We start from the raw sequence: 21,958 nt of genomic DNA, 5'->3' as shown, positions 1-21,958 counted from the left end.
GCGGATTTCTCAATAGGCCGGCGCAGCAGGCCGACGTCATCCGCACCGCTGTTTACACTCGACTACTTGCGAAGCGTAGCCTTCGCATTTCAGGGAAGAGGTGTGCAATGTATGGCAAAGTTTCCCTGTTACTGAGCGGCATCGCAATGGGCGCGGCAACCGCATTCGCTGTCACGCATTCCGACCTGCTCGGCCACGCCAACGCCTCTGCCAGCGATGCCTATCGAGAGCTCAATCGCTTTGGTGACGTCTATGAACAGGTACGCTCCAGCTATGTGACCGAGCCCGACGACGCCAAGCTCGTCGCCGCTGCCATCAGCGGCATGGTCTCCGGCCTCGATCCGCACTCACGCTATGTCGATGCCGCTGGTTTCCAGGACATGCAGGCCCAGACTTCCGGAGCATTTTCGGGAATTGGCCTCGAGGTAACCCTGGAGGGTGATCGGCTCAAGGTCGTTTCCGCCATCGACGACACGCCTGCAGCAAAGGCTGGCCTTCTGTCCGGCGACATGATCACGGCCATCGACGGCAAGTCCACGCAGGGCATGCCCCTGCAGCAAGCCAGCCGGAAGATGCGGGGGCCGGAGAACAGCACGGTCACGCTCACGGTGCGCCGTGGGGGCGATGCACAGCCCGTGGACGTCAAGCTTGTCCGCGATACCATCAAGCTGTCTTCCGTGCGCGCCAGGAAGATCGGCGGCGACATCGCCTATATCCGTATTGCCCAATTCAGCGGGAATACGTTCGACGACTTCCTCAAGGCCATGATGGAGGCTGGGGTGGACAAGGGAGGCCGCAACCTTGCCGGTTTCGTCATCGACCTGCGCAACAATCCTGGCGGCCTGCTAAGCCAGGCCGTCGAGGTGGCGGGTGCCCTGATCGGGCGGGGCGAAATCGTCTCCACGCGCGGACGAGGTCCCGACGATTCTCTGCGCTATAGCGCGACGGGAGGCGGGCTCGTCCATACCAAGCCCATCATCGTGCTCGTCAATGGAGGTTCGGCCTCCGCTGCCGAGATCGTGGCAGGCGCATGGCAGGACCATCGCCGCGCGACGATTTTGGGCACGCGCTCCTTCGGCAAGGGATCGGTTCAGACCGTCTTTCCGCTTGGCGACAACGGCGCCCTGGTCCTGACGACTGCCCGCTACTACACGCCGTCGGGCCGATCCATCCAGGCCAAGGGCATCGATCCGGAAATCGTGGTGAAGCAGACCCTTCCAGCCAATCCGAACAAGCAGGATGCCGTTGGCGGCGAAGCCGGCCTCAAGGGTCATCTCGATAACCAAGGCGATACCGAGCAGGGCGGCTCGTCTGCCTATGTTCCCGACGACGAGAAGGAGGATATGCAGCTCAATGCCGCGGTTGAATTGCTCCATGGCGTCCGCAAGGACCCATCCTTTCCAGCCGGCGGAGCGGCACGCCGCTGACCGTTCGGGACAGGGTGTCGATCCCACAAAATTGCCACCCGAGCGGCAAACGATCGAACCCTTTCCGTGCGAGGCTTACCTGTGATGATCCCTGACCACATCGCGGAAAGGAGACATCATGCGCAAGCTCATGTCCGCAACATTCGCAGCGATCGTCCTGGCTTCGGGCATTGCCACTGGCTTGGCCCAGCCCGCGACCAACCCGGCGGATACACCCAACGACGGCGTTATCGAGCATGCTCCCGGGGAGATCCGGGCCGTCACGGTGTCAACCCTCGACGAACTCTCGATTCCGCAGCGGATCGCGGCCAAACAGCAGATTGCCGAAACAGGCCCGAGCGAACTGCAGCATATGAGACAGGTCATCGCCGATACGCCCCGCCTGCAAGCCGCACTCGAAGACTATGGATCGGCGCCATCCTCGGTGATCGCGATGACGTTCGATGACACGGACGAGGTCACGCTGGTCATCGCCTCGTAAACCGTCCCGGCCCCTTGATTTGGCAAGGCGCGCTCAAGATCCTGCAATTCCCTCGGACGGCAGGATCTTGAGATTGCCGGCCTTTGACTTGCCGGTCTTGGAATCGACCACCAGTTCATAGCCCATTCTCTGGCCCTCACGCACCGTACTGATGCCGCTGCGTTCGAGTTCCCTGATATGCACGAAAGCATCGACGCTGCCGTCATCGGGCGCGATGAAGCCATAGCCCTTGTCGTAATTGAACCATTTCAGGCTGCCGGTGATCATTTCCAATCCCTCCATGGCGGGAACGCCACATCAAATTTGAACGCAAGCCGAGGACATTCGTTCCGATCCGCGTGCGGACGGGCCAGCGATCGATTGGTGGACAAGCCAGGGATGCCGAGAAGCACCGCATGGAACGATCTGGCTCAAACCGGGTTGGGAAGATGCGAGGCACGGAACGCCAGACGTTCAGGCTTCGTTCGGCCGACCCAAGCGTTGGTCGCGGCGGCTCGGCTCCTACAGATCGACCCGAGATCCCCCGGGTCGGGCCGTTCGGCCATCATTCATGTGGTAGGGATCGGCCAATGGATCGGAATCTTCGATACAAAGGAGAATTCGAACGATGATCCGAAAATTGAAATCAGGAGAATACCGCATCTACTCGCGAAAGGCGGATCCCAAGACGGGCAAGAGGCGCAATCTCGGGACGTTTCAATCGAAAGAAGCCGCCCAGAAGCACGAACGCGAGATCCAGTATTTCAAGCGGCACTGAGGCTGGGCGGCCAACGGAATCCATTCGCACCGGCCTGTTCTTCCAGCGCTGCTCGATGGCCACATGAGCCGCCGGCCGCGTTCATTCACGCTCCCTACACTCAAATCGTATATGCCGGACAGAACCTCGGCCTAAGCAGAACCTTCGCTGCCTCGCCGGCATCGGCAGAGCGATCGTCGCCCGTCACGGAGAGGGCAAGCCCCTCGTCCTCGCCAGTCGATCTTGCCGACGCCCATTGACCATGTCGGGCCTAGGCAACGGTGAGAACACCCAGCAGCACCAGCAGGAACACGATCAGGGCGATTCCGATCAACACCCGGGCTCCCGTCGCGGCCGCTCCTGCGAGCGCTGGCATTCCCAACAGGCTCGCCGCAGCGGCAATGATCAACAGAATGAGGATCCAGTGAAGCATGGTGGCACCTCCTTGATGTGGCGCTATCGAACCTTGACGGCCGGCCTTTGTTCCCGCGCCCGGCGACGAGACCGGACCAATCCTGACAGCTGACTTGAGTTCAACCGATCGAATGCTGACGGGATTTGCACATCCAAGTATTTCAGCTCGGAAATACTCTCCCACCCCAGATGGGGCTCCGATTTGCCTGCTCTCCTCGATCAGAAACCATCCCTGACACTCCAGACGCGTGACCTCGCAAATTCGAAAGCGGAACGATCCGCCGGCTGCGCAGTTTTTGCATTGTTGCAACCAGGGATAACGATCATGGCTGATTTGCTTAGAATATTTGCGGCGGCCGGTATGGCGATCTCCGTCGCAGCCTGCGCGAGTGACAATCCGGGCGATCGCGCCGCTGGCGGAGCGGTTATAGGCGGCGTCGGTGGCGCAGCCGTGGGTGCTGCCGTCTCGAACCGGCATCCCGGCCGCGGTGCGCTTATCGGTGGTGCCATCGGTGCCGTCGGAGGGGCGGCGGTGGGCGCCGCTACGACACCGCCCAGCGGCGGCCGCGCATGCGCACGGATCGGGTATGATGAGTATGGCAACCGTGTATGCACGGCCTATTACTGATGCCGTGGTCCGGAGCTGCTCCCAGCGCCGGATTGCGACGCGTCCAGCCACCGCGCGCCGTGCCCCGTGCTCCGGCCGGATTGGAAGGTCTCGATCACGAGCCATTTCCCGGATGCGCGCCGGCAGATCGTCTGGCCTCGATGCCGATCAATAGCGTGCATTCCGGTAACGTTGAAAGACGCAACAGTCTGGGTCGCAAAGCATTGCTTCGACGATTCTTGGCATTGATCTACAGGAGAGTTACGGCACAGGCCGGCCCGCATGAGAGCCCGCATACCTCCCCGAATGCTCAAATGCCGCCGACCCTGGTCGGGTTCATCATCTGGGTCTCGGGCCGGCACCAGATCTGGATCGCCCTGTGCGCCATTTTGCTGTTCGTTGCGGATACCGTGCCGCTCGAGATGCAGCGGCGCCTGGTCAACGCCGCCGTGAAGGGCGGAGATATCCATAACGTGCTGATACTGGCGATGATATTCGCCGCCCTGACGTTTCTGCAGGGCCTGATCAAGATCGGCCTCAATCTCTATCGCAATTGGATCGGCGAGTCGGCCGTGCGATGGCTCCGAAACGAGATCTCACATGTTGCGCAGCGTCCCGACTCCAAACTGCCCTCGGGCAAGGCCGGCGGCGTCGAAATCGCCATGGTCGTCGCCGAAGTCGATCCGATCGGCGGCTTTGTCGGCGCGAGCCTTTCAGACCCGATCCTCCAGATCGGCATCTTGCTGTCGGTGTTCGGCTATCTCATCTATCTCCAGCCATTGATGGCCCTCGTCGGCGTGCTTGTGTTTCTGCCGCAATGTTTCCTCGTCCCGCTGATGCAGGGGGCGATCAACCGGCGGGTGGGGGCTCGCATCTGGGTGCTGCGCAAGATCAGCGTGATGCTGGTCGACACGCTCCAACGCGACGAAACGACCAATCATTCCCAATCCAGGCGCGTCGACCAGGTATTCCGCCTGAACATGAGCATCTTCAGGCTCAAATTCGTGCTCAGCTTCACGATGAACTGGCTCAACTCCCTGGGGACGGCGGTCATCCTGGGAATTGGCGGCTACTTCGTCGTTCAGGGTCGGACGGAGATCGGAACCGTCGTCGCCTTCGTCGCCGGGCTTGCAAAGATCAACGATCCCTGGAGTGACCTGGTGAACTGGTATCGCGATTATCGGGTGATCCAGGCCCGCTATCACCTGATTGCCAGTGCGTTGCGCAATGCCGGCACAAAAGCAGACAGTCTCAAGCGGCCGAGCTCTCTTTCGCAACCGCAGGAATGATGGCCACGCATCCGAATAATGAGGCCGGTCTTCCTGGCCAACGAGCCATTCGACAGCCCGCACCGGAACCATCGCCCTCCCCTCGTGTTTCTCGCAAGGAGGTAGGAGATGACATCTACAACGTTCACCCATCCGATCAATATCGACGGCATCACCATCGGCGACGCAAGCGAGGCCGCCGACTATCTGCTCAACAATTGGCCCGTCGACAGCGGCGAGCGGTATGACTTCGCCAAGCGCGTCTGCCTCGAGGCAATCGAAGGCAGGCGCGATCCCGAAGACGCCAGGGCGGCTTTCCTGCTCGCCGCGGAGGAAGCCGGGGTGATCCTCACATGATCACGCCCTTCCATCGGAACGAAATGTCCCCGCCGCAGTTCGGTTAACCGGAGGGTCGACATGTACAACCGCGCTTGGCAGCGCCCGGTCGAGCTCCAGACCTATATTGGTGATTACCGCATAGTCGGCTCGACGGATGAAGCTGTCATCTTTCTGCTCAAGCATTGGCCCATCGATTCCAATGGCGAACCGGCTGCAGGACGTCAGGGGTTCCTGGAGGCCCTTGAAGGAGCGGAGGCCGAAGATGCCCGGGCCGTGTTCATCGAGGCCTGTCTGCAACTTGAAATGCACGTGGTCGGATGATCGGAGAGGAAAAGCCGAGGCCACGGCTGCAGGAACCGTCGTGCACTGGCGATGTTTGGGTTTCGGAGGTGTGCCATGGCCATGAAAATCTGGAGCAGCCCCGTGAAATTCGAGATCGGCACAGGTCAGTTCCGAGTGGTTGCCTCATGCGAGGAAGCCTCCGACTTCCTGCTGAATCATTGGCCAACCGAAGGCGGAGACAAACATCTGCTTGCCAGACGCGCTTGTCTCGATGCCTTGGCCGGATCGCTCCCGGCCGATCACGCCCGCAGGGCTTTTATCGAAGCCTGTGAAGAATCCGGCATGCATGTCATGCAATGAGGGAGAGTACGATGCCCGATCCGAAAGAACCGAAGCCTGGGACTCCAGCTCCGACGGAAAGCCCTCCGCCCATGCCGGAGCCAAACCCGAAACCCCCGAATGAAGTGCCCATCGTGCCGCCGCCGCCGGGGAACACACCGATCGCGCCGGATGTACCCAACCCGCCGGAGATGCCCCCTCTGGTCGATCCCAACCAGGTATGACCGAAAGCGCCCCTGACCGGGCCTGCAAGGAAGACGATATGCGCGTAATGCCGTGAAGGAGGTTCGGATGGCCTATTCGAAGCACCGGAAACCACTCGAAGATCCGCCCAGCGGGACCAGGAAGAAAGGCCGCGACGTCGAGGAGGTTTCGCCAGACGAAACACCGATCGTACGACCAAAGGTCGACTATCCTGCACAGGCAGACGATAGACCTGTCCTGGATCCTCCTCCGCGCCCCGCCAAGAGAAGGAAGGGTGGAGCTGATCGGATGCATGTTCTCTGACAGCGGTCCGACGCGCCGGGATCATGCCGACGCCATTTCGAAGGCAGCGGGTAGCTTCCTGTCTTCTGCCCGCTGCCTTCGAAACCAGGCCGGATGAAAGCCTCCCGGATCTGAGCGGCTCGGCCGCCGAGGTCGGTGTGATCGACATTGGCCGAGCCGCCTCGACTGATCTCACCATCAGCCGAACGATACGCCGAATGCTTTCGCATCGGTCGTCTCGCACCTTCCAAACAGGTGTCTCGATTGTTTGTTCCCTGCTCGTGCAACGGCCCGGCTCTCGGACCTGGGGGAAGGTCGGCAACGAGGAACCGGACCGCCGGACTCTACACTGCGAGGCCGGTCATTGGGCGATACAAGGCATCCACGACCTCGCTCCTTCCAAACCATGACGGACCACGACTGTTCCCGCAAAAATGGATGAAACACACGGCCCGGCGGAGCTTTCTCCAGGGGGAACGCTGGCTGGGCCGCCTCGTCGGCAATACCCCATCGCCGAGCAGCCCGATTGGCTCTGGAGCCGACGGCCTCAGTCCAGCGGCATTGTCGATCGAACCGTCCAGGCCCCTTTATATTCGAGACTTCCATTCTCATCCAACGTCGCTGCGACAGGGGTCAGCACCAGCTGGGCGCCAGCCGCGGCAACCGCCACTTCTTCTGCGGTGTGAGCGAGAATACGACCGATCAGTGGCTCTCCGACCCCTGGCACCAGCGTTATCGGAGCACCCTCGTAGAAGTCAGGCTGGCTATGGCCAGGGGCGGGGGAGAATGTAACGATGCTCCCTACCGCAAGAGGCTCGGGAATGTCGGAAACCATGGGTGCTGTTCCTTCAGGTGCCGCGAAAGTCTTCAAGCGATACCGCTGCGAGTAGTATGGTTCCTGCTGCATTGCACTCAGGCCGAGTCCTCAAACTCGGGCCGCGTCATCAACGCGTCGAAGTGTTCGACGTCGAAGACCTGAGGTGTCTTGCCGGGATCCCGAACAGCCGAAAAGTCCGTGAACTGGTCCGGGTGGGCCCTGGCCCGCCGATACCGCATCACGGCTTCCTTCAAGCTGATGTCATGGCCTTCGAAACTGACGATTTCTTCAGGATCGTAATCAAATATCGAGGTCATCGTGCTGCCCTCCCGAGTAATCGAACCCGCGAACGGCACGAAAGATCCAGTCGCGACATTCATCTGCAGCCATGCCACGCGAAACTTTCAGCGTCGCCGCTGGTTCCAGGAAACGACGCGATCGGGAATGCTCCATGTCAAAGGCCGATTGCCCGCCGCCGCGGGCGACCTATCGTTTGCAACTGAACGCCTGCTTCAATTTTGCTGCGGTCGAAGCCATAGCCGCCTATCTCGCCCAATTGGGCGTGAGCCACGTCTATGCCTCCCCGTTCCTGAAAGCGAGGCCGGGGAGCAGCCATGGCTACGATATCGTCGATCACTCGGCCCTCAATCCTGATCTCGGGACGAAGGAGGATTTCGATCTGATGACGCGGGCCCTACGTGCCAACGGCCTGGGCCTGATCCTCGATTTCGTCCCCAACCATATGGGCGTTAACGGTGCCGACAATCCCTATTGGCTCGACGTGCTCGAATGGGGCCAGGAGTCGGCCTATGCCGGCTGGTTCGACATCGACTGGCAGCCCGAGCCTTCGCATCTCAGGGGCAAGGTACTGGTCCCCGTTCTCGGCGACCAGTACGGCGCAGTGCTTGCCGGCGGCGGTCTTGAGCTATGCTTCGATGCCGCGGCCGGGGAGATCGCCATCTGGGCTCACGGCGCCCACAAGCTTCCCATCCATCCCGGACATTATGGCCGCGTCCTTGGGAGCGACCACGCCGAGCTCGAAAAACTGAGCGATGCCTTCTCCCATCTGGAAGGGTTCCACCCGCATGAACAGCGCAGGGCCGGACAACTCAAGGCCGATCTCGCCGCTTTGGTCGCAGCAGAGCCAGAGGTGGCGCAGGCCGTCGCGGAGCGTCTGGCGCATTTCGCCGGCATGGCCGGAGAGCTGGAAAGCTGGAAACGGCTCGACCGGCTGATCGCCGACCAGCATTGGCGCGTAGCCCATTTCCGTGTGGCCGCCGACGATATCAATTACCGCCGCTTCTTCAATATCAGCGATCTTGCCGGCTTGCGCATCGAACATGAGGAGTTGTTCGACCACGCCCATCGCCTAGTCTTCGAGTTGATCGCCGAGGGTGTGCTGGACGGATTGCGCATCGACCATATCGATGGCCTGCTGGATCCGAAGACATATTGCCGGCGCTTGCGCAAAAAAGCGCCGCGGCCAATCTACCTGGTCGTCGAGAAGATCCTCGCAGAAAGCGAGGAACTACGCGAGGATTGGCACGCCGACGGTACGACCGGCTACGAATTCGCCAACCTCCTCACCAATCTGCTGGTCGACCCGAACGGCCAGGCACAGCTCGATGAACTCTATCGCCGCTTTTCCGGCGAGCGGCGCAGCTTCAAGGCGATCAGCCGCGAGTGCAAGCTGGCCATCATGGAAGACGAAATGGCCGGCGAGCTCGGCGGACTGGCTCGCGAAGCAGCCCGCATCGCGCGCTCCAATCCGCGCACCGCCGATTTTACCCGCAATGTCCTGCAGCGTGCCCTTAGGGAAATCGTCGCCGGGTTTCGGGTCTATCGAACCTATGTCTCTACGGAGGGTGCCAGCCCTGCCGACATCCAGGAGCTCGAAACGGCCTTCACCCAGGCCCGGCGCTCAGGGCGTGGGATAGACCATTCGGTGTTCGACTTCCTGTTTTCGCTGCTCAGCGGCAAAGCCGTCGCACGGCCCGGCAGCGGCTTCAGCCGGCAGGACGTCCTGCGTTTTGCCATGCGGTTCCAGCAATATACCGGGCCGATCATGGCCAAGGGGGTCGAGGATACCGCCTTCTATCGCTACAACCGCTTCATTGCCGCCAACGAGGTCGGCGGTCATCCCGGCCGTCTCGGCGCAGGCGTCGAGGCTTTCCATGCCGCCAATCTCGCCCGCCATGCAGGCGCCCTGCTTGCGACGTCGACGCATGACACCAAACGCGGCGAAGATTGCCGCGCACGCCTTGCCGTTCTCAGCGAGATCCCCACGGACTTCGCCGAGGCCACCGCCCGCTGGCGTGCCATGCTGGGGGGAAGTGAGGCCGGGCCTGATGGCAACGACCTCTTCCTGTTCTTCCAGTTGCTCGTCGGCGCCTGGCCCACGGACCTCGTACCTGCCGACCTCGAGCCGTTGGAGCGGTTCCGGGAACGCATCCAGCTGGCCATGCTCAAATCGGCACGCGAGGCCAAGGTTCACACCAATTGGCCCGCCCCCGACGAGAGCTACGAAAAATCCCTGCACGACTCGATTGCGGCCGCTTTCGCAAATCGGGAATTCCTTGCCGATTTCATCGGTTTCGAAAAGCGCATCATCGAACTCGGTGCGGCCAACAGCCTTACGCAAACCGTGCTGAAATTCACCGTTCCCGGCGTGCCCGATATCTACCAGGGCGCCGAGGCCTACGATTTCAGCCTGGTCGATCCGGACAACCGCCGCCCCGTCGACTGGGCCTGGCGCAAAGAGAGCCTGGACAAGTCTCGGCCAATCGCGCGAGACACCCTTCTCGACGGGAGCGCCAAATTGGCCGCCATCGCCAAGCTGCTCGAGTTGCGCCGCCGGCACGAAGCCTTGTTTGCCGCAGGAGACTATCGGCCGATCGAGATGGCAAGCGATCGCTTCATCGCCTTCGCGCGGCAGCATGGCGACTGCGCCCTGGTCGTCGTGGCCGCCCGGTTTCCCGGCCGCGGTCCCATCGATGGCTTTCTACCCCTCGCCCATCATTGCCCCGTCTATGCCGATATCCTGTCCGGACGCCAGATCACCCCCGGCAAGGAAGGCATCGATCTTGCGATCTTGCTGGCAGAGCTGCCCGCCGCCGTCCTGGTGCCGCAGACACCGCCCGCAATCCGGCACTCGCAGCCATGATCATGCCGCCAGCCCGCTACGAACCACGCTTCGGCCCCGTTCTGCGCGACGGCAAGGTGTTGTTTCGCCTTTGGGCGCCCAGGCAGCGCCGGGTCGGCTTGCAGTTAGGACAGAAAACCTATTCGATGCAGGACCACGGCGGCTGGCATTGCCTGCCGGTGGCCGCCGACTTTGGAGCTCGATATCGCTTCGTGTTGGAGGACGGCATGGGGGTGCCGGATCCAGCCAGCCGCTTCCAGCCCGAGGACGTCCATGGTCCGAGCGAGCTGGTCGACCCGGCCGCCTATCGCTGGCGCAACACGGACTGGCAGGGACGCGCCTGGCACGAAACGGTGCTTTACGAACTTCATATCGGGACCTTCACGCCGGAAGGAACCTTCGCCGGCGCGGCGCGGCGGCTCGGCTATCTCAAGGAGCTGGGAGTGACCGCCATCCAGCTCATGCCGGTGGCCGATTTTCCAGGCAAACGCAACTGGGGCTATGACGGCGTCCTTCCCTTCGCGCCGGACGCAGCCTATGGCCGGCCGGAGCAACTGAAGGCCTTCATCGACGAAGCGCATGGCCTCGGCCTCTCGGTGCTGCTCGATGTCGTCTATAATCACTATGGCGCCGAGGGTAATTATCTGCCGCTCTATGCTCCCGTCTTTACCGAACGCCACCGGACGCCATGGGGTCCCGCCGTCAACTATGATGACGAGGGATCGGCGGAAATCCGGGCCTTCACCACCGAGAACGTGCTCTATTGGCTGAAGGAGTTCCGCCTCGATGGATTGCGTTTCGATGCCGTGCACGAGATACGCGACGCTGGGGAACGCCATCTCCTTGCCGAGATCCGCGCCGCGGTCGGCGCCGTTATCGACGATCGCCCTGTCCATCTCGTGCTGGAGAACGAGGAAAACAGCGCCGAATGGCTCGCCCGGCAAGCGGATGGAACACCGGCTTTCACCGCGCAATGGAATGACGATGTCCATCACGCCCTGCATGTGGCCGTAACCGGCGAGGATGCCGGATATTACCGGGATTATGCCCACCGGCCTGAATTGCTCGGCCGCGCCTTGGCGCAGGGCTTTGCCTTCCAGGGCGAGACGATGGCCTATCGCGGCAGCAGCCGCGGGCAACCCTCGGCTCATTTGCCGCCGGATGCCTTCGTCGTCTTCCTGCAGAACCATGACCAGATCGGCAATCGCGCTTTGGGAGACCGTATCCATCACCATCATCCGCTCCAGGCCGTCCGGGCCGCTGCGGCGGCCTATCTCCTGGCCCCGCAAATTCCCATGGTGTTCCAGGGTGAGGAGTGGGCCGCCTCTACGCCTTTCACATTCTTCTGCGACGTGGAGGGCGAGCTGGCCGATGCCGTGCGCAAGGGACGGCGCGAGGAATTTTCGCGCTTTCCCGATTATGCCGATCCGCAGGCGCGCGAAGCCATCCCCGATCCCGTCAGTGAACAGACCTTCCGCTCGGCCAAATTGCTGTGGCTGGAGCGGGAGAGGTCTCTGCATGCAGAAATGCTGGACTGGTACCGGCGGATCCTATCGGTTCGAGCCATGAAGATCGTGCCGCTCATGCCGACCTTCCTGCAGGCCGGTCGATACAAGGTCGGCGAGAATGGGATCGTCTGCGTCGATTGGCGCAGCACGAGCAAAGCGGTACTCCGCCTCGCTCTCAACCTCAGCGACACGCCGAAACCGGTGGAGACAGCCATAGAGGGCCAGCCGGTCTGGACGGAAGGTCAATGGGAGGGCGCAACGCTCGGCGCCTGGACTACGATTTGGACGCTTGAAACGCCGAAGGGGCCGTCGGCATAGTGTATCTCGACGGAGCCAGCAGCGCCCCCAACGCAGCCGGGAGGCAATTCCTCCCACATCGCCCCGATCTCATGTAGGATGCACGTCTCAAGCCTATCGAGGCTGCATCCCGAGGGCTTGGATCGGCGCTCATGTGCCAGCACGGCGATGCTCAGATGGCGAAGCTATCCCCTGCCCAGATCCGTGCACTGGCCGCGCTCGAGGCGGGTGTCGAAGTCACGATGACGCCTGGGGGCGTGCCGATCGGACAAATGCCCGAAGGCGTTCGGTCGCAGCGGACCCTTTGGCGCCTGCGCATCCTGGGCTTCGTAGCCATCAAACCCCGGCCATCGGCCAATTACTGGGAGATCACCGAGGCCGGCAGAACGGCGCTGCAGGCGGAGAGGTAGCACAACGGGCGGGCCCTATCGTCCCCAGATCACTTCGACCGCCACCGCCTGCCATTTTCGGGCGTGACCAAACAGGCCCAGAAATCTGCTCCAGACGGCGGCGGGGCTTTTGGGGATGAAGAAGGCATCTCCGAGCAAGGGTTACAATGAGCGAGACGAACGTCAGGAACTATCCCTGCGCTCATCGGTTGACTCCTTGTCGACTTTAGACAGCCCAACTCGCCCGCTGCCTGATAGGCAGGCGGGCTATTCTTTTCCAAGAGGAGAAAGCGCAGAGGGCGCTCGCGAACGCGAGAAGCGACATGCAGTGGGCATCGGGCCCACGGTCCTAGTACAGGGCCTGCTAACCCAAAAGGAGCAGGACCGGTGAAACCGATTTTCTGCATTTTCGAACGCAGCTTCGATCGCCACCAGATTGAGGTGAACGTGAATCTCATCCTGTATCTGGAAGGCAATGACGACGGCACGACCACCATGTATTTCAGGAGAGACGAATTCGTGGTCGTCAGGGGTACCCTCACGGAGACCCGCAGGCACATCGAAACATGCGCGTCGAGAACTCCGTCGGCGGATGTCGCGGCCTGAAAACAAGGAACGATACCGCCGGCAAGAAGCCCGCATGAGTCCCCCGCTCCCATTTGCCCGCTCGCTGCCCTGTGCACAGCGGGCAATTTTTTAACCGTGGAGTTTCAGGCGATCTTGATCCCGAAAACACCATTGCTAAATTTCCGCACTGGAAGAGCCATCGTTGCGCTCGCTTTTGTGTGGGATGGTAGGAATGGACACGGTGCAGGAGACGACTGGCCCTGAAGGGGCGGAGGCCTCAATCCCGATATTCTGCACATTCGAACGAAGTTTCGATCGACACCCGATCGAAGTGAATGTGACCCGCATCTGCTATATCGAAGGCAATGAGTGCGACAGTTCGACTCTGTACTTCGACAGGGAGCACTTCGTGGTCGTCCATGGCAGTGCCGAGCAAATCCGGGCTCGGATCGAAACCCAGGTCTCGCAGTCTCAGATCTAGCTCCGATAGGCGAGAGCGACCGCCCTGTTCCTAGCGGAAACCGGCGATGAGATATTGGAGCCGTCATCAGCATCGAGGGCGATGCTCAACTCAGCAACGAGGCTCCGGCCTGAGGCCGGCGCCCATGAAGCTGCATCGTGCAAGCGCAACCGGTTTGCCGATCAGGCGGCCTTCTTGTTGACGCCTGCCAGCGAGAGCTTGGTGAGAAGCTGATCGGTCTTGATCTCTTCCTGGAGCGTCTGATCGAGGAGTTTTGCAATATCCTGCATGCCCAACTGCTGGGCCCAGGTCTTCAGCGTGCCATAGCGCGAGATCTCATAATGTTCGACGGCTTGCGCAGCTGCGGTGAGACCGGCGTCCAGCGCCGGAGCGCCTTTGAACTCCTCCATAACCTCCTTGCCTTCGTCGATAATGCCGAGGATCGCATCACAGGTTTTTCCCCGTGCAGGCTTTCCGAGTTGCTCGAAAATATCCTGCAGACGATCGACATGTCCCTCGGTTTCCTCCCGATGGGTCTCGAAGGCCTTCTTCAGCTCCGGCGTCTGGGCCTCCCGCGCCATCTTGGGCAAAGCGCGCAAGATCTGCTTTTCAGCATAGTAGATGTCCTTCAGCGTCTCGACGAACAGGTCCTGCAATTCCTTTGCCATTGGTTCCTCCTGAGGCAATCCGAGCCGACCGCGCGGCACCGACCAGAACTGCGATGCCTGCAATGCGTTCCACGCAAAAATACTGCCGCCAGCCTCCCCATCGGCGGGCCGTTGCAGGAACGGACGGGGCCGCTGGCGGAACCGAAGGCCTCGGAGCGAGTTCATAGGCTGGCATAGCGATGGGATCGCGCCATATCGATCCAGCGCCGGGTTGACGTGCAGCCTTCCATATCGGCGCCCGACACTGCCAGAGCAACAACAAGAACATTCAGCAGCAAGGCGAAACAATGAGCGGGACAGAGGGGGACCTCGATCCAAGAGCTGAACGCAGCCCGGCTGTCGAGCCAAGCAAGCCTCGCATACTCAAAGTTCTCGGCCCGGGTCTAATCACCGGCGCGTCCGACGACGATCCCAGTGGAATTGCGACTTATTCGCAGGTGGGTGCGCAATTCGCGTATGGCGTGAGCTGGACCTTGCTGTTTTCCTATCCCCTCATGAGTGCCATCCAGATGATCAGCGCCCGTCTCGGCAGGACCACGGGACGAGGCATAGCCGGTAATCTGCGCAAATATTATCCCAATTGGCTGGTCTATATGGGCGTTTGCCTGCTGGTGACCGCCAACGTCATCAATATCGGGGCCGATATCGGCGCGATGGGTGACGCCGTCAAACTCGTCATCGGGGGCCCGGCCCTCATCTATGTCGTGCTCTTCGGAGCCGGATGCGCAATCGCGCAAGTGTTCCTGCAATACAAGAAATATGTCCGTATTCTCAAATGGCTCAGTCTGGCCCTGCTAAGCTATGTCGCCACACTTTTCATCGTCAAGATCGACTGGACGGCTCTGGCCAAGGGTTTTTTTACACCGCATATCGAGTTTTCCTCCGACTATCTCATGGCGATTGTCGCGATCTTCGGCACCACCATCAGCCCGTATCTCTTCTTCTGGCAGGCCTCGCAGGAAGTGGAAGACCTGAAGGAAAAGCCCAAGCGCGAGCCTTTGAAGGATAATCCGGAACAAGCCAAGGACGCCGATGAACGGATTGAATGGGATACGCTGGTGGGCATGGGCGTTTCCAACGTCATCGCGCTGTCGATCATGGTGACGGCGGCCGCCACGCTCAATGTGCATCACGTCACCGACATTGGAAGTTCAGCACAGGCGGCCGAGGCTCTGGAGCCCGTGGCAGGCAAATTTGCGGAGCTCCTGTTCGTGATCGGCATTGTGGGGACGGGGCTGCTGGCCGTGCCGGTGCTTGCCGGATCGGCCGCCTACGGGCTCGGCGAAGCGCTACGCTGGCCCACCGGCCTGGCCCGCAAGCCCAAGGACGCCAAGGCCTTCTATGCCACGATAGCGATCGCGACCATGCTTGGCGTGGCCTTGAATTTCGCCCCGATCAACCCGATCCAGGCCCTTTTTTGGAGCGCTGTGGTGAACGGCGTCGTCGCTGTTCCGATCATGGTCGTCATGATGCTGATGTCGACAGACGAGAAAATCATGGGCAGCCAGGTGATTGGCGGCTGGCTGCGGGGCCTCGGCTGGCTCTCCACGGGCGTCATGGCGCTATGCGCCGCGGGAATGGGCGCGTCCGTCTTCTTGAACTAGCCGTATCGTCGAAAAGCCGTTGCCTCGGCCAGGGACCCCATTGCACTTCCGTCTACCGCACCGACGACGGCCCGGTCGTGGCACCGGTAACGGGGCCCGTAGCTGCGATATCGGCCGGGCGCTTGGGCAGGAGGGGGATACGCGGGCGCCACGCCCCTATCCTACTTCGCCTCGATCGCCGAGTTGACGAAACAACATTTAACAAGATCAAGCTTCATTCCGTGACGCGGCCGGCCTACCGTCTTCCTTGTTTCCGTCGCGCCCGGCGGAAGCAATCGCCAGCGGTATTCACAGTCTGCTGGCGAAGCCCGGCCGTCGCTCCATTCGATCGAGCGGCCGGGCTCCTTCAGGCCGTTCGGTTACCGTGGAATGTCGAGATGATCTGCGGCAGATGGTCGGCAGGGAACTGGCTCGCCTGGGCCGGATCAACGCCGAACTTCTCCGCCAATGACGCGACCATGGGCGAACCCAGGGCCTGGGAAATCTGGTCGGCCGTGACCGCCTGATTTTCTCCGTTGCCGATCCACGACGAAACTGCTTCGCCCAGCCCGCCTTGCGACAACTGAGTAGTCAGTCCCTGCAGGCCATCAATACCGTGTTGCCCGAAGAGATCGGGCAAGTGCTGTGACACCAAATCGGAAATCGAACTTCCAGCCTGCCTGCAAAGGGCAGCACAGCTCATAAACAGCCCCCGCGTCACAGGGTAACGCCAGGTAACATTATGATGCAAGGCCTCGCCGCATGCCGCCAACTGATCGTCGCGGCTGGGCCGCTCCAAACCGGACAGTGGCCCTTTGCGTGCCGCAATTCTTCGCCCAGGCACGCCTCCCGCAGCGTTGATTTCTTCGGTGGCCAGGAGCGTCGCATTTGCTTCGGCTATTTCCGCGGCAGCTGTTACGCCGCTCTTGGAAAATAGAACGCCGATTTTCCAATCGTCATTGGTCACAACTATCACCTGAGAACGGAGCACAGACAGGAATACGCCTGTCGGGCCGGTCGACAAAGGCGAGAGCGGGAAACGCCACTGTTTCTCCGGCTATAGGAGGAGCGTGTTAATGTTTTCAGGCAAAGCCTTTGTGAGCATCGGCGATCTTTTCCGCCATCATGATCGTCGGAAGGTTCGTGTTCGCACAGGGAATCGTGGGCATCAGCGACGCATCGCAGACGAACAGTCCTTGCAACCCATGAACCTGTCCCAGGGCATCCGTCACCGCCATCCTGTCCCCATCGGGACCCATGCGGCAGGTGCCGGACGGATGCCAGACGCCGCCGACGGTTTCGGCGATATAGGCCTCGAGTTCGCTGCGGTTACCGACCAGCCTGAGGGGATCGTCGAAGTTCGAGAGCATGTGGGGAAACACCTTGTCTCGCAGCCGGCCGATCAGATCGAGGCCCACCGCTCCGATCCCGGTGATGACAGCACCGGGCGAGCTCGGCTTGGAAAAACGCTTGCCGATCTCCGACATGCCGCCGGCATAAACGCCGGAAACCACCGACTCTACCGTTGGGTCGAGCACCAGGCTCACGGCACGCTCGAAGGCATCGGCCAGACGCACGAGGTCGCGCCTGTCGGAGAGCATGCGGAAATCGATGCGCGGCGGGCCGTCCGGGGATGCGGGATCGAGCAGGAGCTGGCCACGCGAATAGGACTTGTTCACCCAGAAGAAGACCGAGCCGAGCTGCCGGCCTACAGCATGCCAGGCTGCGCGGGTGACGAAGTTCATGTGCATGTCGCCCGGCGGACATCCCTCCAGGCCGGAGGAGAAGCGATAGCCGATGGGAATGTGGTAGTCCGGCACGCCCCCCTGCCGCGCTGCCGGTCTCAGGAAGGGCACGATGCCGGCCGAGGGATGCTCCATCAGGTTCTGGCCGACACCAGGCAGGTGATGCAGGGCCTGGATGCCGCAATCGCCCAGATGAGGAGCCGGGCCGACGCCCGAGCGCATGAGGATGGCAGGCGAGGACAGGGCGCCGGCACTCAGCACGACCCGGTTCGCACGCACGATCTGGCTGGCGCCTCCTCGCATGGCGATCACGCCATCGGCCTTGCCATGGGCCAGGACGATGCGAGAGGCGGTGGTGTGAGTGCGGATTTCCAGGTTGGGGCGCGCCCTGACCTGCGGCGTCAGATAGGCCCAGGCCGTGCTGACACGGCGGCGCCGTTCGTCCATGTTGACGGCCATTTCGAAAGTGCCTTCTTCCCATACGCCGTTCTGGTCGGGCAGGAAGGCAATGCCGCGCGCCTTGCAGACCGCCAGCATGGCACGGGTGAAGGGCGTCCAGATCTCCTCGCCGCGCCGGCGGATCGGAAACGGCCCGCTCCTGCCGTGAAGATGATTGTCGAAATCGAGGTCGCGCTCGAGCTTCTTGAAATAGGGAAAGCAGGCCTCCCACGACCAGCCCTCCAGGCCCATGTCCCGCCATTCGTCATAATCGAACGGGGCGCCGCGATTGGCGCCGATGCCGTTGATGGCCGACCCGCCGCCCAGGACCCGCGCCTGTTCATAGCGGCTAGCCTTGCTTTCCGGCCGGTTGGAACCGCCATAGGGCAAGGATGCCTTGAGGCCATCCCAGGTATATCGCGGATTGGAATAGGCAATGCCGGGATAGGGCGAGGCGAGATCGGGAAAGTCCTCCGGGCGCGCCGCATCCATGCCCGCCTCCAGAAGAATCACGCGGACGGCCGGATTCTCGGTCAGCCGGGCTGCAAGCACGCAGCCCGCCGACCCGCCACCGACAATGACATAGTCCACCCTGTCCGGCTCGGCGACGGTCATGGCACGATGCTCCTGCTGCAAATCCTGGCTGGCGTCCTATCGGGCGAGATCGATCGTCATCGTCTTGAGGTCGCACATCTCCATGAGCGTGTGCCGCCCGCCGGTCCGGCCCAGGCCGCTTTGCGTGCCCGCCGCCCCGCCCGCCGGGATGTGGGGTTCCCAGTAGCAGCTCTTCTCATTGACGTTGACGATGCCGACCCTGAGGCTCTCGGTATAAAAGAACGCCTTGGCGATGGTGCTGGTGAAGACGGCAGCCGAGAGCCCGAACGGACTGGAGGCGGCAAGCTCCAGCGCCTCCTCGTCGGTCTCGAAGCTCAGCACCGGCGCCACGGGACCGAAGGATTCCTCGACATTGAGCAGGCTTTCGCGGCCCAGCCCGGTCACCACCGTGGGCTCGAAATAGAGATTTGTCGGCATGCCGGCAGCGATCCTGCCGCCGGTCACCACCTGGGCCTTGCGCGCCAGGGCATCGTCCATATGGCTCAGCATCTTGTCGAGGCCCGCGGCATTGTTCAGCGGGCCCATGGTGATCGCCGGATCGAAGGGATCGCCCATGCGCACGGCACCGGCCACCTTGACGAGGCCGTCGATGAAGCGGTCATGCACGGATTTGTGCACGAGGATCCGTTCGGTCGCGGTACAGATCTGGCCGGCATTGGCAAAACAGCCGGCGCCGACCTTGGCGGCAGCCCTGTCGATATCGGCATCGGGCAGGACGATGGTGGGGCCATTGCCGCCCATTTCCAGAAGCAGCGGCTTGCCCGCCCCGCGGCTGGCGATCCGCGCGCCCGTGGCCGAACTGCCGGTGAAGCCGACGGCATGGGTGCCGGGATGGATCACCGCCTCATCGCCAACTTCGGCGCCGTCTCCCAGCACCAGATTGACCACGCCATCCGGCAGGCCGGCCTCGATCAAGCATTCCATCAACGCCACCGCGATTAGCGAGGTGGTAGGAGCAGGCACCCAGACCACCGTGTTACCGGTGGCGATGGCGGGGCCGAGATAATAAAGGCAGGGCAGTGCAAGGGGAAAATTCCAGGGCGTTATGATGGCAAAGACGCCCTTGGGCTGCAGGAAGCTGAAGGCGCGCTTGTTGGGATCGGCGACGGCAAATGCTGAGGTTTCCAGCCATTTCATCTGCTCGGCGGCATTGCGAAAGCCGAGCGCCGCGCCGGAAACCTCGGCCTTGGCTTCGGCGTGGAAGGGCTTGCCCTGCTCGAGACAGAGCAGGCGCGCCAGATCATCGCTCCGCCGCTCGATCTCCTCGGCAATCTTCAGGCAAAGAGCCGCCCGGGCGAAGACGCCCATCCGGCGCATGGTTTCGCGCGCGCCCTCCGCCGCCTGCACCGCCCGGGAGACATCCCCGCGCGTGGAGAGCGCCAGATAGCCCAGCGCTTCGCCGGTCGCCGGGCTGTCGACCTTCAAGAACCGGTCCGAACTGCCGGCTGCCCAGGTCGACCCGATACGGTTTGTACCCAGCCGCAGACTTGTGTCGGGCTCGTTCACAATGGCCATGCCGCGCAGATGAGGCCCTTCGAGGGAAGATCTGAACTGAACGGTCATCGTGAACTCCTTTGACCATAATTGGATTGGATGGCGAGGACGGCCTCGCGGCTGCGATTGACGGCTGCCTCGAACAGAAGCGCACCGGCGGCAGGCGAAGCCTGCGATGGCGTGCCGATGACGCCATTGTCCCGTATCGCCTCGAAGGGTCGCCATACGGTGACGGCGGGGGCGGCGAAGAGGTGCGGGTCGGGCCAGCTCGGCGGTGTCGTCCCGGCTGGGATAAGGTCCTCGCGCACGGTTTGCGGCAGCACATGCATCATCAGCGAGGTTTCAAGCGCGCAGGCATGGCCGGTTCCGCCGGCGGCATCCGGCAATGTTTCGGCGGCGATGTCGGCGATCAGATCGAAATAGGAAAAGCCGGCCGCGACCACGCCGCGCTGGCCCAGCGTGGTCACTGCGACCTGGATGGCGGCCCGGTTCCCGCCATGCCCGTTGAGGATGACGGGCAGGAAACCGTCGCTCCACAGGCATTCGCCGAGATCGGCCAGGACCGCGATGAAGGTCTGCGGGCTGAGGCTCATCGTGCCGGCAAAGGCGCGGTGGTGCTGGGACGATCCATAGGCGAAGGGCTCGCAAACCCGCATGCCCGCTTGCCCTTCGGCGACAGCCCGCGCCACCGCGCTCGCCAGCCAGATGTCGACGCCGAGCGGCAGATGCGGGCCATGCTGCTCGACGGCGCCGGTCGGCAGCAGCGCGACGGGGCGCAGGGGCTGCGAGGCTACCAGCGCCCGCGCATCAGGGCTGGTCATGGCGGCAAAGGCGGTTGCTCCCGGATCGTCCCGACCGGGAAGAGGCGTCGTCATCGGGCAATCTCCATGAGGCGGGTTTTGGCATGGGTCATGGCGGCGTCGGCCAGCAGGGCCAGCATGATGATCGCGCCCTTGTAGAGCTCCAGGCTGGACGGGTCGGTCCCGAAAATGCGCAAGGCGGTGGTGAGAAGACTGACGATCAGCGCCCCGATGACTGCGCCCCAGACCGTGCCGCGGCCGCCGAATATGCTCGTCCCGCCAAGGACGGCAGCGGCGATGGCATCCAGCAGCAGCGAGGTGCCGCCGATATTGGGCGTGACCACCGGCACGCGGCTGATCATGATGACGGCCGTGAGGAACGCGAACAGGCCGGAGGCGGCATAGACCAGGACGGTGTGCCTGACGACCGGGATGCCGGCGAGTTCCGCCGCAGCCGGATCGGAGCCGAGCGCATAGGTGCGCAGGCCGAAGCGGCTGCGGCGCATCAGCACCATGGCCAGAAGCACGATGATCACCGTGGCGAAGATGACGTGGGGCAGGCCGAAGGAACGTTCGACGCCGACGAATTTGAGCACGGGCTCGCGAACCACCAGCACGCCCTTGGAGGCGACGGCCAGCGTGGCGCCCTGCAGGGCCACCATGGAGGCCAGCGTCGTCACGAAGGGCGGTATGCGCAGGAGCGCGACCACCAGGCCGTTCGCCAGACCCACGAGGAGCATGGCGCACAGCCCGATCGCCAGCGCACCGGCAAGCCCCGTGCCCGCATCGATCAGGCTCGCGACCAGCACGGCGCAAAAGGCGACGCCGATGCCGGCCGACAGATCGATGCCGCCCGTCAGCAGCACGATCATCGCGCCGAGTGCCAGCACGGCCACGGGTGTGGCTTGCGATACGATGTTGATCAGGCTCTGGCCGGACACCACCCTGGCATCCAGCAAGCCGAAGACGATGGCCAATCCCGCCAGCAGGATCAGCGGGGAGAGATCGAGAATGCGCGGCAGCACGCCTTTCCTCATCGCGATCGTCATGTGCCGC

General features: G+C 62.4%; 23 protein-coding genes. 13 read left to right on the top strand and 10 right to left on the bottom strand.

The window, feature by feature from the left end; genetic code table 11:
• Positions 1–107: 107 nt before the first annotated feature.
• The gene (locus U1R88_RS29485) at positions 108–1,427 is read left to right on the top strand and encodes a S41 family peptidase (RefSeq protein WP_322434496.1); all 1,320 of its coding nucleotides are present in this window, start codon (positions 108–110) and stop codon (positions 1,425–1,427) included.
• Positions 1,428–1,545: 118 nt separating this feature from the next.
• A complete protein-coding gene (locus U1R88_RS29480; RefSeq protein ID WP_322434495.1) occupies positions 1,546–1,908 on the top strand; it encodes a hypothetical protein in 363 nt (120 codons plus the stop codon).
• Positions 1,909–1,941: 33 nt separating this feature from the next.
• Here the strand turns inward: U1R88_RS29480 and U1R88_RS29475 are convergent, their stop codons facing one another.
• Both U1R88_RS29475 and U1R88_RS29470 read right to left on the bottom strand, forming a co-directional pair.
• Positions 1,942–2,175 (bottom strand): cold-shock protein, encoded by a 234-nt coding sequence (locus U1R88_RS29475; RefSeq protein WP_322434494.1) that lies wholly within the window; start codon positions 2,173–2,175, stop codon positions 1,942–1,944.
• Between the two features lie 740 nt (positions 2,176–2,915).
• Positions 2,916–3,077: a DUF1328 family protein gene (locus U1R88_RS29470; RefSeq protein WP_068290184.1), complete on the bottom strand. Its 162-nt coding sequence runs from the start codon at positions 3,075–3,077 to the stop codon at positions 2,916–2,918.
• A 306-nt stretch (positions 3,078–3,383) separates the two neighbouring features.
• Between U1R88_RS29470 and U1R88_RS29465 the strand changes: the two genes are divergently transcribed.
• From U1R88_RS29465 to U1R88_RS29445, 5 genes are all read left to right on the top strand, one after another.
• The gene (locus U1R88_RS29465) at positions 3,384–3,686 is read left to right on the top strand and encodes a YMGG-like glycine zipper-containing protein (protein WP_322434493.1); all 303 of its coding nucleotides are present in this window, start codon (positions 3,384–3,386) and stop codon (positions 3,684–3,686) included.
• 293 nt (positions 3,687–3,979) lie between these two features.
• The gene (locus U1R88_RS29460) at positions 3,980–4,954 is read left to right on the top strand and encodes an ABC transporter ATP-binding protein (protein WP_322434492.1); all 975 of its coding nucleotides are present in this window, start codon (positions 3,980–3,982) and stop codon (positions 4,952–4,954) included.
• Positions 4,955–5,062: 108 nt separating this feature from the next.
• The gene (locus tag U1R88_RS29455; protein WP_322434491.1) at positions 5,063–5,290 is read left to right on the top strand and encodes a DUF982 domain-containing protein; all 228 of its coding nucleotides are present in this window, start codon (positions 5,063–5,065) and stop codon (positions 5,288–5,290) included.
• A 60-nt stretch (positions 5,291–5,350) separates the two neighbouring features.
• Complete coding sequence (locus U1R88_RS29450; protein WP_322434490.1) at positions 5,351–5,593, top strand: DUF982 domain-containing protein; 243 nt, start codon at positions 5,351–5,353, stop codon at positions 5,591–5,593.
• Positions 5,594–5,668: 75 nt separating this feature from the next.
• Complete coding sequence (locus U1R88_RS29445; RefSeq protein ID WP_322434489.1) at positions 5,669–5,914, top strand: DUF982 domain-containing protein; 246 nt, start codon at positions 5,669–5,671, stop codon at positions 5,912–5,914.
• Between the two features lie 1,012 nt (positions 5,915–6,926).
• On the opposite strand, the gene U1R88_RS29440 is transcribed toward U1R88_RS29445, so the two are convergent.
• Positions 6,927–7,214, bottom strand: a complete 288-nt coding sequence (locus tag U1R88_RS29440) for a hypothetical protein (RefSeq protein WP_322434488.1) — start codon at positions 7,212–7,214, stop codon at positions 6,927–6,929.
• A 77-nt stretch (positions 7,215–7,291) separates the two neighbouring features.
• Positions 7,292–7,591: a hypothetical protein gene (locus U1R88_RS29435; RefSeq protein ID WP_322434487.1), complete on the bottom strand. Its 300-nt coding sequence runs from the start codon at positions 7,589–7,591 to the stop codon at positions 7,292–7,294.
• Positions 7,592–7,647: 56 nt separating this feature from the next.
• Between U1R88_RS29435 and treY the strand changes: the two genes are divergently transcribed.
• The 5 genes from treY to U1R88_RS29410 all read left to right on the top strand — a co-directional run bounded on the left by treY (position 7,648) and on the right by U1R88_RS29410 (position 13,580).
• Entirely contained in the window at positions 7,648–10,359 is a 2,712-nt protein-coding gene (gene treY / locus U1R88_RS29430; protein WP_322434486.1) for a malto-oligosyltrehalose synthase, read from the top strand.
• Positions 10,356–12,164, top strand: a complete 1,809-nt coding sequence (gene treZ, locus U1R88_RS29425) for a malto-oligosyltrehalose trehalohydrolase (RefSeq protein ID WP_322434485.1) — start codon at positions 10,356–10,358, stop codon at positions 12,162–12,164. Before treY ends, treZ begins: the two co-directional genes overlap by 4 nt.
• A gap of 155 nt (positions 12,165–12,319) precedes the next feature.
• Positions 12,320–12,553, top strand: a complete 234-nt coding sequence (locus U1R88_RS29420; protein ID WP_322434484.1) for a hypothetical protein — start codon at positions 12,320–12,322, stop codon at positions 12,551–12,553.
• 366 nt (positions 12,554–12,919) lie between these two features.
• Complete coding sequence (locus U1R88_RS29415; protein ID WP_322434483.1) at positions 12,920–13,138, top strand: hypothetical protein; 219 nt, start codon at positions 12,920–12,922, stop codon at positions 13,136–13,138.
• A gap of 193 nt (positions 13,139–13,331) precedes the next feature.
• A complete protein-coding gene (locus U1R88_RS29410) occupies positions 13,332–13,580 on the top strand; it encodes a hypothetical protein (protein WP_322434482.1) in 249 nt (82 codons plus the stop codon).
• Positions 13,581–13,741: 161 nt separating this feature from the next.
• Here the strand turns inward: U1R88_RS29410 and U1R88_RS29405 are convergent, their stop codons facing one another.
• Positions 13,742–14,227, bottom strand: coding sequence for a YciE/YciF ferroxidase family protein (locus U1R88_RS29405; RefSeq protein ID WP_322434481.1), 486 nt, complete (start codon positions 14,225–14,227; stop codon positions 13,742–13,744).
• A 287-nt stretch (positions 14,228–14,514) separates the two neighbouring features.
• Here U1R88_RS29405 and U1R88_RS29400 point away from each other — a divergent pair, with 287 nt between their 5' ends.
• A complete protein-coding gene (locus U1R88_RS29400) occupies positions 14,515–15,831 on the top strand; it encodes an Nramp family divalent metal transporter (protein WP_322434480.1) in 1,317 nt (438 codons plus the stop codon).
• Positions 15,832–16,177: 346 nt separating this feature from the next.
• Here the strand turns inward: U1R88_RS29400 and U1R88_RS29395 are convergent, their stop codons facing one another.
• The 5 genes from U1R88_RS29395 to U1R88_RS29375 all read right to left on the bottom strand — a co-directional run bounded on the left by U1R88_RS29395 (position 16,178) and on the right by U1R88_RS29375 (position 21,951).
• Positions 16,178–16,777: a YidB family protein gene (locus tag U1R88_RS29395; protein ID WP_322434479.1), complete on the bottom strand. Its 600-nt coding sequence runs from the start codon at positions 16,775–16,777 to the stop codon at positions 16,178–16,180.
• 115 nt (positions 16,778–16,892) lie between these two features.
• Positions 16,893–18,608 carry a GMC family oxidoreductase gene (locus tag U1R88_RS29390; protein WP_322434478.1) on the bottom strand — a complete coding sequence of 572 codons (1,716 nt, stop codon included), beginning with the start codon at positions 18,606–18,608 and terminating at the stop codon, positions 16,893–16,895.
• 36 nt (positions 18,609–18,644) lie between these two features.
• Entirely contained in the window at positions 18,645–20,171 is a 1,527-nt protein-coding gene (locus U1R88_RS29385) for an aldehyde dehydrogenase family protein (RefSeq protein ID WP_322434477.1), read from the bottom strand.
• Positions 20,168–20,977, bottom strand: coding sequence for a creatininase family protein (locus tag U1R88_RS29380; RefSeq protein ID WP_322434476.1), 810 nt, complete (start codon positions 20,975–20,977; stop codon positions 20,168–20,170). Before U1R88_RS29380 ends, U1R88_RS29385 begins: the two co-directional genes overlap by 4 nt.
• Positions 20,974–21,951 carry an ABC transporter permease gene (locus U1R88_RS29375; protein WP_322434475.1) on the bottom strand — a complete coding sequence of 326 codons (978 nt, stop codon included), beginning with the start codon at positions 21,949–21,951 and terminating at the stop codon, positions 20,974–20,976. The genes U1R88_RS29380 and U1R88_RS29375 overlap by 4 nt, the downstream gene beginning before the upstream one ends.
• Positions 21,952–21,958 lie beyond the last annotated feature (7 nt).

It is taken from the genome of Labrys sedimenti (assembly GCF_034424805.1).
In the GTDB taxonomy this organism is placed as follows: domain Bacteria; phylum Pseudomonadota; class Alphaproteobacteria; order Rhizobiales; family Labraceae; genus Labrys; species Labrys sedimenti.
Note: the sequence above shows the minus strand (reverse complement) of the source record. Positions and strands in the feature narration are given on the sequence as shown.